We start from the raw sequence: 10,364 nt of genomic DNA on the forward strand, positions 1-10,364 counted from the left end.
CTGCTGGGTGAGCACGCTTTCGGGGTGAAACTGCACCCCCTGCAGGTGCGGGAAAGCTCGGTGGCGCAGGCCCATGATCGTGCCGTCATCCAGCCAGGCGGTGATCTCCAGGCAGTCGGGCAGGCTTTCGCGTTCGGCGATCAGGCTGTGATATCGGGTTGCGGTGAGGGGGTTGGCCAGGCCCTCAAACACCCCCTGGCCGCTGTGGTGAACTGGCGAGGTTTTGCCGTGCATCAGCTCCCTGGCCCGCACCACCCTGCCCCCATACACCTGGGCGATCGACTGGTGACCCAGGCACACCCCCAGGGTCGGCACCGAGGGGCTCAGCTGTCTCAGCACTTCCAGGCAAACTCCCGATTGATTCGGGTCGCCGGGCCCCGGTGAAATCAAGATGGCGGCGGGGGCCAGCTCGCGGATCTGCTCCAGGCTGAGGGCGTCGTTGCGCTCCACCCGCAGATCGGCGGCGATGGGATGGTCTGGTGCCAGTTCGCCCAGATATTGCACCAGGTTGAAGGTGAAGCTGTCGTAGTTGTCCAGAACGAGGAGCATCAGGGAGGTTCCTTAGGGAAGTTCCTTCAGAACCCCAGCCTGGCCACCAGGGGCGGCACCAGCAGCAACATGGCGATCATCAATGACGAGATGGAGGCCACCAGCACGGCCGCGGCGGCGCAGTCCTTGGCGATCCGGGCCAGGGGGTGGAACTTGCGGCCGATGGCCAGATCCACCACCGCTTCGGTGGCCGTATTGAGCAGCTCCAGCACCAGCACCGCAGCCACCGTGAGCACCAGCACCGCCAGCTGGGAAGTGGGTAGCTGCAGCCACAGCCCCAGACCAAACACCCCAGCTCCGGTGATCACGTGGATGCGGAAGTTGCGTTGGCTGGTAAATCCATAGACCAGGCCCTGGGCCGCATAGCGAAAGCTGGCCGGCAGGTCTCCAGCCACCTTCCAGGCGCTGGCGCGAAGGCGCCGGTCAGGATGCTCGGCCATGGGGTCTTGGCGCGGTAGGGGGAGCAGGTTGGTCATGGTTCCGGCCGCACCTTAACGAGCTCCTCCTGGCGCGCCAGCATGGCCGCCAATTTGGCCTCATCGGGGTGGTCCCAGCCCAGGAGGTGCAGCAGGCCATGGCTGGCCAGAAACAGCAGTTCCTCTTCCAGGTTGTGGCCGTGCTGGGCCGCCTGGCGGGCGGCGGTTTCAACCGAGATCACGATGTCGCCCAGCTCCAGGGGGCCAGGTATGGCCAGGGGGGGCAGGTCGTCGAGGCCCGCTTCCTGGGCGGCAAAGGCCAGCACATCGGTGGGCCCTTGCTGCTGGCGCCAATCGTTGTTCAGGGCTGCGATCTCCCCATCGCCCACCAGGCTCAGGCCCAGGCTGTAGGCGGGGGCGCAGAGCTCGGGCGGCAGTTCGGCGGCCAGCTGGACCAGCCAGCTCTCGATGTGTTCGGCCCAGCCTTCGGCGTGGCTGGCCCAGGTCGCGGTATCAGCCAGCAGCCCCACCTCCAGATCCGGATCAGCGAAGTAGGCCAGGTCCAGATCCAGCACAGCTCAGCCCCCCGGCAGCTGGGGGCGGCCCAACCAGGCGATCAGCACCAGAAACCCGGAGAGTCCCAGGGCCGTGAGGCCGAAGTGGAACAAGCTCTGGCGGCCCTTGCGCACCATGTTGCGCATGGCGAGCTTGATGAAACTGGGACTTTCGTCAGCCATCGCCGACCTTGGCATCTATTCCCAGATCGCCGTTCATTGCCGGTTCGGCCTGGCCTGAAGCCGTGGGTGCCATTGCCAACTGCCGTTTTGTGGATCCTGGCATCCCCGCCACCAGGGAAGGACGGGCTGTCACCTGGGCGAGGCAGGGTTGGTCCGGTTGGTCGAAGGAGGCATGGCGAGATCTTCCAGGCCAAGCAGCGCATGCCCCAGCAGCAGCAGCCGGCCGCAGAGGTACAGATCCTCCGCAAGGGATGACTGATCCAGAAGGCTGTGGGTCAGTTGCGTCAGTGGAGTGAGGGCCGCACTCAGCTCCTGGCGGATCCGGTGCGTGGGTGTGCCCTCCGCCAGGGCCCGCAGGAGCAGGCTTCCCTGGGCCAGCAGGGTGGAGGTGGGCAGCAGGGACCGCTGCAGTTCTCCCGCCGGTGCTGCCAGCAGTGGCGCCAGATCGCGCCCGCTGGCGAGCACCGCACTGGCTTGGTCCAGGGCCCGATGCACGCGGGCGGACCAGGACGGGCCATTGGCATGCAGAACCTGCTGCTCCGCAAGCAGTGCTGGAAGCTGGTGGAGCAGTGCGTTGCGATCTTTTCGCAGTTCCTTAAAGCGCTCCTCAGGCGGTGGCGCGCTCTCTATGGTCTCCAGGGCCGTGGCCATTGCCACCAACCATGAATGGTACTGAAGCTCCCATGTGGCGTGCAGGCGATCGCTGTAGACCCCGCGCGCCACCAGCAGCCCCAGCAGGACGCCGAGGAGGGTCATCGTGGTGCGCCAGCCGGCGTATTGCCACCAATCGTGCCCATGGTGCAGCAGGCTGCCGGCCACGACTTGACCTCCCACGATGTAGCCCGTGCTCAGACCGGCGGCAAAGCTGAACAGGCGCAGCAGCGTTAGGCCTGCGAACACCGCCAATGGCGCTGATAGCGGCAGCAGCAGGCCCGCTGCGACCACCACCGCCATAAGCCCTAGCACCGTGCCAATGATGCGTTCGCGTCCGGCGATTAAGCCGCGGCCCAGATCGGTTTCGATCACCACCAATAGGGCCAGTGCCAGGAACTGGCCCTCCGGCAGGGCGGCAAGCCTGCTCACCGCTACGGTCAGCGCGACGGCAGCGCCGTTGCGCATGATTGTGCGTGGGGGCATCATCCGGGCCAAGCCCGCAGGGCGTCGCGACAGGCCTGTGCGTCAAGAGGTCGAAGGCCTGCTGGTAGGCGCAGCATTGCCACCGCATGCCGCAGGGCCTCCTCCAGGCAACTCTCGCGCTGCTGCGCCGCATCGCTCTCCTGCGCAGTGATTGCATCGCTGCGCCGCACGGCAGTCCTCAGCACGCCCAGTTCGGCATGGCGCAGGATCAGACCATCGGCACTGGCCGTGGTGCCCCCCTCGACGATGGCGCTGAGGTCTTGCTTCAGCACTTCCTCGGCGCTGCGCAGGCGTTCTATCGGGGTCTGAAACCAGAGGAGCCGCTCCACCCCCATGCCGATCATCAGGCCGATCAGATGCCAGCCAGTGCGCAGCAGCACATAACCCATCCCCATCGCCTCGTAGTCAGGAACTGCCAGCAACAGCACCGCCATGACAGCGGCGTTGTTGAGGGTGGCTTCGCTCCAGCGGAGCCATTGGCCTACTAGGCGGATCAGCACGTAGCCGATGCCTGCGGCCATCCAGCTGGCGCCTATCTGCATCACCAGAACCACAATCACGCCGCCAAACAGCGTGCCGGTTACGCGGGCCCGGGCGGCCTGCAGGGATTGATCAGGGGTTGGCAGCAGGCTCCGCGCCACGCCGTAGACGACATAGAAGCCATCGTCGAAGTCAGCGCTGATGCCGACGTGCAGGAACAGGGCCGCCGCGAGGAAACCGGCGAAGCCCACCTGCAGGCTGTTGCGGATCTGCATGCCGTTCAGATCCCTGAGGGCCATCCCTGCAGCCATTCCGCGCGTATGGGTTGATGGAACGGCAGCCCCTTGGGTAGCGCAAGTGGTCAGCCGTCGCCGCCCGCTCCGACTTCGACACCCGCGTGCAGCAGGCTCTGGATGAAGGGGTCGAGGTCGCCGTCCATCACGCCCTGCACGTCGGTGGTTTCCTGCTGGGTGCGCAGATCCTTCACCATCTGGTATGGATGAAATACGTAATTGCGGATCTGATTGCCCCAGGCAGCTTCCACGATATCGCCGCGGATGTCTGCAATCTCGGAGGCGCGCTGTTCCTGGGCAATCACCAGCAGCTTGGCCATCAGTAGGGCCATGGCCTTTTCTTTGTTTTGCAGCTGGGAGCGCTCCTGGGTGCAGCGCACGGCCAGGCCTGTTGGGATGTGCAGGATGCGCACGGCCGTCTCCACCTTGTTGACGTTCTGGCCGCCCGCACCACCAGAGCGGCTGGTGGTGATCTCCAGGTCTTTGTCGGGGATGTCGAGCTTCACTTCCGCCTCGATGTTGGGCATCACCTCCACACCGGCAAAACTCGTCTGGCGCTTGTCGTTTGCATTAAAAGGGCTGATCCGCACCAGCCGGTGGGTGCCCTTTTCGTTGCGCAGGTAGCCGTAGGCGTAGCGGCCCTCGATCTCGATCGTGCAGCTCTTGATGCCTGCCTCTTCCCCTTCACTGAGCTCGTCCACGCTCACCTTCATGCCGTGGTCTTCGGCCCAGCGGGTGTACATGCGCATCAGCATCAGGGCCCAGTCCTGGGCGTCGGTGCCGCCGGCGCCGGCGTTGATGCTGATCACGGCGCCCTCCTTGTCGTAGGGGCCAGAGAGCAGGCGCTCCAGCTCCCAGCGATCCAGATCGGCCCGTAGCTTCTGCAGGGCCTGGTTCGATTCGGCCAGCAGTTCCCCATCGGGCTCGAGGCCGTAGAGCTCGAGGGTGGCTTCACCATCGACCACCGCCGCCCGCCAGGCGGCCAGCTGCTCGAGCTGGGCCCTCACTTCATCGAGCTGGCGCATCTTGGCCTGGGCTGCTTTTTGGTCGTCCCAGAAGTCGCTCTGGGAGGCCAGCTGCTCCAGGTCTTGTTGCCGTGCTTTCAGGGCCGGTACGTCAAAGACAGTCCTGGGCATGGCCCAGGCGGTCGGTGAGCTCGGAGAGGTCGCGCTTGAAGTCGGTGAGGTCGAGCGGCACTGCGGCGGGGGTGCTGGCGGCGGTCACGGCGATGGCCTTCTGATGATCTGACCGTATCAGTGGCGCCCGTCCAATCGCTCCAGGGAGCCTGGCCAGTTGAGAATGGCTTGATCAGCTGTGAGCAGCGTGGCGCGGTGCCAGATCGCGCTGGCGGCAATGAAGCGGTCTGCAGGATCGGCATGAAACGCGTCCAGCTCCACGGCCTGCAGGGCGATGCCGCCTTCGAGGGGCAGTTCGAGCAGGCCAGCCTCCAGCCAATCGGCTCGCCAACGCTCGGGCGGCAGGCCCAGGTGGATACGCCCCCGACGGTTGAGCATGGCAGCCTCCCAGAAGCTGATCACACTCACGGCCACCTGGCATTGCTCCCAGGCCTGAGCGATGGTCTTCCTGGCTTGGTGGCCGAGTTGGGCGTCATCGCGGTCCAGCCAAAGCAGGACGTGGGTATCCAGCAGGATCACTGCAGGACATCCCAGGGTTCGTCCAGGGGCGCCACGACGTCGCCGTCGAGGCGGGTGGCGAGGTGCAGCCCAAAAGGACTGGCGCGGCGAGTACCGCGGCACGGGTGAAGCTCCGCAACGGGCTGGCCGTTTTTGGTGATGACCAGGGCTTCGCCGCTGCGGGCGACATCGTCCATCAGGCCAAGGCAGCGGGCCTTGAACTGGCTGGCGCTGATCTGCCAGACCATGGGGCTGCTTCCGTGATGAATGGAAATTGTAATGACCATGGTACGGACCATGGTCTCGGAGGAGCTACGTTGGCGGCCACTTCTAGGATCAGTTCATCTGTGCAAAGGCCCCGATGGCCGCCAACGTTGAGATGTACACCTGGCGGTTCTGCCCCTTCTGCATCCGTGCCAAGGCCCTGCTTGACCGCAAGGGCGTTGCCTACAGCGAATATGTGATCGACGGCGATGAGGCTGCCCGCTCGGCCATGGCCGCCAAGAGCGGTGGGCGGCGCAGCGTGCCCCAGACCTTCATCAACGGCCAGCACGTGGGTGGCTGCGACGATCTGCATGCCCTCGAGCGCTCCGGCCAGCTCGACGCCCTGCTGGCGAGCTGAGCGGTGGCCTCCCAGCTGTTCGTGATCGATCCGATTGCCCGGCTCAACCCGGCCAAGGATTCCAGCGTTGCCCTGATCCAGGCGGCCCAGCGGGCCGGTGAGCAGGTGTGGGTCTGCACCATGGCCGATCTTGCCGCTGCCGATGGGCCCGGGGGCCATGGCGCCTGGGCGCTGGCCCAGCCACTGGAGCCCCAGCCCGATGGCGCAGCCAGTTGGTATGGGCTGGGCGATTCCCAGCGGCTGCCGCTTACGGCCTTCCCCCATGTGTGGATGCGTAAGGACCCACCGGTGGATGAGGCCTACCTCTATGCCACCCACCTGCTGGATTTGGCGGAGCGCCAGGGGGTGCGGGTGCTGAATCGCCCCGCGGCCCTGAGGGCCTGGAACGAAAAGCTGAGCTCCCTGCGCTGGAGCCATCTGATGGCGCCGACCCTGGTGGCCAGCCGGGTGGACGCCCTGGCGGCATTCACGGCCGAGCATCGGGAGGTGGTGCTTAAGCCCCTGGGGGGGCGGGCCGGCCAGGGGGTGGTGTTTGCCGCCGCGGCCACGCCGGGCCTGCGGGCCCTGCTGGAGTTGGTGACGGGCCAGGAGCGGCTGCCGGTGATGGTGCAGGCCTTCCTGCCCGGGGTGAGCGCCGGCGACAAGCGCATCCTGCTGGTGGATGGGGAGCCGCTCGGGGCGGTGAATCGCAAGCCCACCGGCGGCGAGTTCCGCAGCAATCTGGCCCTGGGCGGGGCCCCTGAGGCCACCGAGCTCAGCGCCGCCGAGCGGGCCATCTGCGCCGAGCTGGCGCCCGCGCTCCAGGCAGAAGGCCTGTTTTTCGTTGGCATCGATGTGATCGACGGCAGGCTCAGCGAGATCAACGTCACCAGCCCCACCGGCGTGCGCGAGGTGGAGCGGTTGGGGGGGATCCCGCTGGCGGATCAGACGATCGAGCGGCTGCTGGCCTGAGCGGCCAGATCCAGCTGTTGCTGGAGAACGCCGAGCTTGAGGGCTACCTCCGCCAGCTCCCGCTCCACCGTGGAGCCGCGCACCAGCCCCGCGCCGGCGGTGAGCTCGAGGCGATCCCCCCGCAACGTGCCGCTGCGGATTGCCACCCGCAGGTCGGCGTCACCGGCGCTGTCGATCCAGCCGATCGGGGCGGCGTAGTGGCCCCGTTCAAAGGGTTCGAGGCTGCGCAGCCAGGCCATCGCCTCGCGCCTGGGCAGGCCCGCCACGGCGGGGGTGGGATGGAGGGCTGCGGCAATGGTGAGGGGCTGGTGCTGGGCCAGGGCTGCCGTGATCGGCGTATGCAGGTGCACCAGCTGGCCATGGCGCGCCAGGCGGGGGTGGCGGGGCCGGCGGGGGGTGATGCCAGCTCGGGCCAGTACGGCGGTGATGGTGTCGACCACCAGCTCGTGTTCGTGGCGGTCCTTGCTGGAGTGCAGCAGGGCCGCCGCCTGATCCCCCGCCGGGGCGGTGCCGGCCAGGGCATCACTGCGCAGCTGGCCCTGGCGCACGGTGAGCAACCGCTCCGGGGAGGCGCCGATCAGGGCCGAGCCGGGCCCCTGTTGCCACAGAAAGCGGCAGCTGCCGCCCTGGTGCCGTCGCAGCGGGGCGAGCAGGGCCAGGGGGTCGGGGGCGGTGTCGAGCTGGAGCTCCTGGCGCACCGCCAGCACCACCTTTTTCAATTCGCCCGCCTCGACTTTGCTCAGGGCCTCGGCCACGGCGAAGCGATAGCTGCCTTGCCAGGGGGCGCTCCAGCGCAGGCCGATTCCGCCCAGCTCGCTCCAGCCTGGTTCCTCCGCCTGCTCCACCAGTTGCTCCAGCCGGCGGGCCCGCTCCCAGAGTTCCTCTGCCAGCTGCCGTGGCGTCACCCCGCCGCCAATCGGCCGTTGCAGCCGCAGCCAGCAGTGCTGCCCCTGGCGGCTGAGTTGCCAGCGCGGCAGCACCGCCTGCACCCCGGGCACCGACCCCGGTTCGCTCCGCAGGGGCGCATCGAAGAAGGCGAAGGCCAGCAGCACCCTGGGCCGGGCCAGGGGTGGGCCGGCGTTGGTTGTGGCCAGACGGCTGAGGCTGGCACTGGCGAAGCGCTGGGCCAACTCGAAGCGGCGCGGGCCACTCAGCTCCAGGCTGTTGGTGCGGCCGGCGGCGGCAATGCAGAGCCCCGGAGCCCCATCCCAGAGGAAACGGAAGCCATCCCCGCCGCTGGGCTCCAGGTGAGGCAGCAGCAACAGGGGGTCGCCGCCGGCCAGCGGCAGGGCCAGGCTGAGAACGCCGTCCTCCTCCAGCTGACGGGCCTGCCCATTGGCGGCGGTCAGCAGATCCGTGAACGAATTCCCAGACGAACCGCCTGGGGAATCGGTGAAGGAATGGGAGGCCTGCACCAGAAGGGGCCGGGGCCGCGACAGAGAGCTGCTCAAATGTATGGGCCCTGCAGCGGCTGCCGCCTGCGGCCCCCATGACTGAGCCCAAGGTCGTCGCAAGCCGTTACGCCAGCCCGCCGGATCGGCGGCAGCTGTGGCAGGCGGCGATCAAGTGGCCGATGTATGCGGTGGCGGTGATGCCGGTGCTGCTGGCTGCGGGCTGGCGCTTCGGCCGGGCGGAGCCGGTGCGTCTCGACCAGTTACTGCTGTTTCTGCTGGCGGCGGTGCTGCTGCTGGCCTGGGAAAACCTGGCCAACGATGTCTTCGACGCCGATACCGGCGTGGACACCCACGGCAAACCCCATTCGCTGGTCAATCTCACCGGCCGCCGTGACCGGGTGGCCTGGTTGGCCAACGGTTGCCTACTGGGGGGATTGGCCCTGATGGCCCTGGTGGCCTGGCGCAGTAGCCCGGCAGTGTTGGGCCTGGTGCTGGCCTGCTGCGGCCTCGGTTACGTCTACCAGGGCCCGCCGTTTCGGCTGGGCTATCGGGGCCTGGGGGAACCCCTGTGCTGGCTGGCCTTTGGCCCCCTGGCCACCGCCGCCGCCCTAGTGGCTCTGGCGCCCCCAATCGCCGGGGCGGTGCTGCCCTGGCGCGCGGCGCTGGAACTGGGCAGCGGTCCGGCTCTGGCCACCACCTTGGTGTTGTTCTGCTCCCACTTTCACCAGGTGGGTGAGGACGGCGCCAACGGCAAGCGATCGCCGGTGGTGCGGCTGGGAACGGCGACGGCGGCCCGGCTGGTGCCCTGGTTTGTGGCCGCCAGCCTGGCTCTGCAGTGGGCGCCCGTGCTGGTTGGGCCCGCGGCCCTGCGCTGGCCGCCCACGGCCCTGCTCGGGGTGATCGGTTTGCCGCCGGCCCGGCGGCTGATCGGCTTGCTGAGCCAGCACCACCACGATGGCAGTCGCATCGGCGGCAGTAAGTTTCTGGCCCTGCGTTTTCAGGCTCTCAGTGGGCTCGGCCTGGCCCTGGGGCTGGCCCTGGGCCGCTGGTGGGGCTGAGCGATGGCGGCAGGGGTTGGCTGGTTAGGGCTGGTGTGGCGGCCCTTTGGGCTCAGCTTGCCCCAGGCCCTCAGCACCGCCAGGGGCCCCATCGCCGGGAAGCGCGGCTGGCTGTTGCGGCTGCACAGCCCCGAGGGGCTGGTGGGCTGGGGAGAGGCCGCCCCGCTGGATGGGCAGCTGGAGCCCCTGGCGGCGGCGATTGAAGGCCTGGGGCCCCAATGCTCCCGGCCCCAGCTGGAGGGGGCCCTGGCGGCCGGCACCCTGCCGCCCAGCCTCGGCTTCGCCCTGGGAGCGGCCCTGGCCGAGCTCGATGGCCTGCCCCCGGGGCGCTGGCTGCCGCCGCCCCCCTCGGCCCGGTTGCTGTCGGCCGGTCCGGCGGCCCTGGAGCGGCTGGCTTTGGAGCGGCTGGCGCTGACCCGGGGCGAGCTGCCGGTGTTCAAGTGGAAGGTGGCAGTGCACCCTGATGGGCTGGAACGCACCTTGCTGGAGCAGCTGCTCCAACTCCTGCCCCCAGACGGGCGCCTGCGCCTGGATGCCAATGGGGGCTGGCAGCCGGCCACGGCCTGGGCCTGGGCCGAGCGGCTCGCCGGTGAGCCCCGGCTGGAATGGCTGGAGCAGCCCCTGGGCCCTGCCGACCTGGCGGGCCTGGAGGCCCTGGCCACCCGGGTGCCGGTGGCCCTGGATGAATCCCTGCAGCAGCAGCCCTGGTTGCGCCAGAGCTGGTCGGGCTGGCAGGTGCGGCGGCCCAGCCAGGAGGGGGATCCGCGGCCCCTGTTGGCGGCGCTGGAGCAGGGCGCCCCGCGGTTGATGCTCAGCACCGCCTTTGAAACCGGCATCGGCCGGCGTTGGCTGCACCATCTGGCGGCCCTGCAGGCCCAGGGGCCCACCCCGGTGGCACCGGGCCTGGCTAGCGGCTGGCAGCCCCAGGGGGCCCTGGCAGCCCCGGATCCGGCCAGGGTGTGGCAGGCAGCGGGGGGAGGAGGAGTTCGATGAGGGTCCAGCAGCTGCTGCAAGCCTGGGACTGTGGCCTGGTCGTGCCCCTGGCCGCCGCCGCCCAGCAGGTTGAGTTGGCGGCGGCCTTCGGCCCGGCTGG

At 68.6% G+C, this 10,364-nt stretch carries 15 protein-coding genes; 4 read left to right on the forward strand and 11 right to left on the reverse strand.

The annotated features are described in order from the left end of the window. The 10 genes from KBZ15_RS10985 to KBZ15_RS11030 all read right to left on the reverse strand — a co-directional run. Positions 1-549: aminodeoxychorismate/anthranilate synthase component II (locus KBZ15_RS10985; protein ID WP_255015275.1), on the reverse strand; the 549-nt coding region annotated here is incomplete at its 3' end. A gap of 26 nt (positions 550-575) precedes the next feature. Further along, a complete protein-coding gene (locus KBZ15_RS10990; RefSeq protein WP_255015285.1) occupies positions 576-989 on the reverse strand; it encodes a diacylglycerol kinase family protein in 414 nt (137 codons plus the stop codon). Positions 990-1,021: 32 nt separating this feature from the next. Next, positions 1,022-1,537, reverse strand: coding sequence for an rRNA maturation RNase YbeY (ybeY, locus tag KBZ15_RS10995; RefSeq protein WP_396123446.1), 516 nt, complete (start codon positions 1,535-1,537; stop codon positions 1,022-1,024). A 6-nt stretch (positions 1,538-1,543) separates the two neighbouring features. Beyond that, entirely contained in the window at positions 1,544-1,702 is a 159-nt protein-coding gene (locus KBZ15_RS11000) for a DUF3285 domain-containing protein (protein WP_315859876.1), read from the reverse strand. Beyond that, entirely contained in the window at positions 1,695-1,835 is a 141-nt protein-coding gene (locus tag KBZ15_RS11005) for a hypothetical protein (RefSeq protein WP_255015289.1), read from the reverse strand. The genes KBZ15_RS11000 and KBZ15_RS11005 overlap by 8 nt, the downstream gene beginning before the upstream one ends. Then, positions 1,832-2,839, reverse strand: coding sequence for an FUSC family protein (locus KBZ15_RS11010; protein WP_255015277.1), 1,008 nt, complete (start codon positions 2,837-2,839; stop codon positions 1,832-1,834). Before KBZ15_RS11010 ends, KBZ15_RS11005 begins: the two co-directional genes overlap by 4 nt. After that, a complete protein-coding gene (locus KBZ15_RS11015; RefSeq protein ID WP_255015278.1) occupies positions 2,839-3,618 on the reverse strand; it encodes an FUSC family protein in 780 nt (259 codons plus the stop codon). The genes KBZ15_RS11010 and KBZ15_RS11015 overlap by 1 nt, the downstream gene beginning before the upstream one ends. A gap of 62 nt (positions 3,619-3,680) precedes the next feature. After that, a protein-coding gene (prfB, locus tag KBZ15_RS11020; RefSeq protein WP_255015287.1) for a peptide chain release factor 2 occupies positions 3,681-4,809 on the reverse strand; the annotation gives its coding sequence in 2 pieces (ribosomal slippage) (positions 3,681-4,730 and positions 4,732-4,809; 1,128 coding nt in all). Between the two features lie 56 nt (positions 4,810-4,865). Continuing rightward, on the reverse strand, positions 4,866-5,267 hold the full coding sequence (locus KBZ15_RS11025; RefSeq protein ID WP_255015279.1) for a type II toxin-antitoxin system VapC family toxin: 402 nt from the start codon (positions 5,265-5,267) through the stop codon (positions 4,866-4,868). After that, a complete protein-coding gene (locus tag KBZ15_RS11030) occupies positions 5,264-5,533 on the reverse strand; it encodes a type II toxin-antitoxin system Phd/YefM family antitoxin (RefSeq protein WP_255015280.1) in 270 nt (89 codons plus the stop codon). The genes KBZ15_RS11025 and KBZ15_RS11030 overlap by 4 nt, the downstream gene beginning before the upstream one ends. Positions 5,534-5,607: 74 nt before the next feature. On the opposite strand from KBZ15_RS11030, the gene grxC reads away from it, so the two are divergent. Together grxC and gshB are read left to right on the forward strand one after the other, a co-directional pair. Continuing rightward, entirely contained in the window at positions 5,608-5,868 is a 261-nt protein-coding gene (gene grxC, locus KBZ15_RS11035) for a glutaredoxin 3 (RefSeq protein ID WP_255015281.1), read from the forward strand. Between the two features lie 3 nt (positions 5,869-5,871). Beyond that, on the forward strand, positions 5,872-6,819 hold the full coding sequence (gene gshB, locus KBZ15_RS11040; protein WP_255015282.1) for a glutathione synthase: 948 nt from the start codon (positions 5,872-5,874) through the stop codon (positions 6,817-6,819). Here the strand turns inward: gshB and KBZ15_RS11045 are convergent. Next, the gene (locus tag KBZ15_RS11045) at positions 6,792-8,234 is read right to left on the reverse strand and encodes an isochorismate synthase MenF (RefSeq protein ID WP_255015288.1); all 1,443 of its coding nucleotides are present in this window, start codon (positions 8,232-8,234) and stop codon (positions 6,792-6,794) included. The genes gshB and KBZ15_RS11045 overlap by 28 nt on opposite strands. A 74-nt stretch (positions 8,235-8,308) precedes the next feature. Here KBZ15_RS11045 and menA point away from each other — a divergent pair, with 74 nt between their 5' ends. Together menA and KBZ15_RS11055 are read left to right on the forward strand one after the other, a co-directional pair. Continuing rightward, positions 8,309-9,271 (forward strand): 2-carboxy-1,4-naphthoquinone phytyltransferase, encoded by a 963-nt coding sequence (gene menA, locus KBZ15_RS11050; protein ID WP_255015283.1) that lies wholly within the window; start codon positions 8,309-8,311, stop codon positions 9,269-9,271. Positions 9,272-9,274: 3 nt separating this feature from the next. Further along, positions 9,275-10,264, forward strand: a complete 990-nt coding sequence (locus KBZ15_RS11055) for an o-succinylbenzoate synthase (protein WP_255015284.1) — start codon at positions 9,275-9,277, stop codon at positions 10,262-10,264. The last annotated feature ends 100 nt before the right edge of the window (positions 10,265-10,364 follow it).

The sequence above is a fragment of the Cyanobium sp. BA20m-p-22 genome, assembly GCF_024346275.1.
Classification (GTDB): domain Bacteria; phylum Cyanobacteriota; class Cyanobacteriia; order PCC-6307; family Cyanobiaceae; genus Cyanobium_A.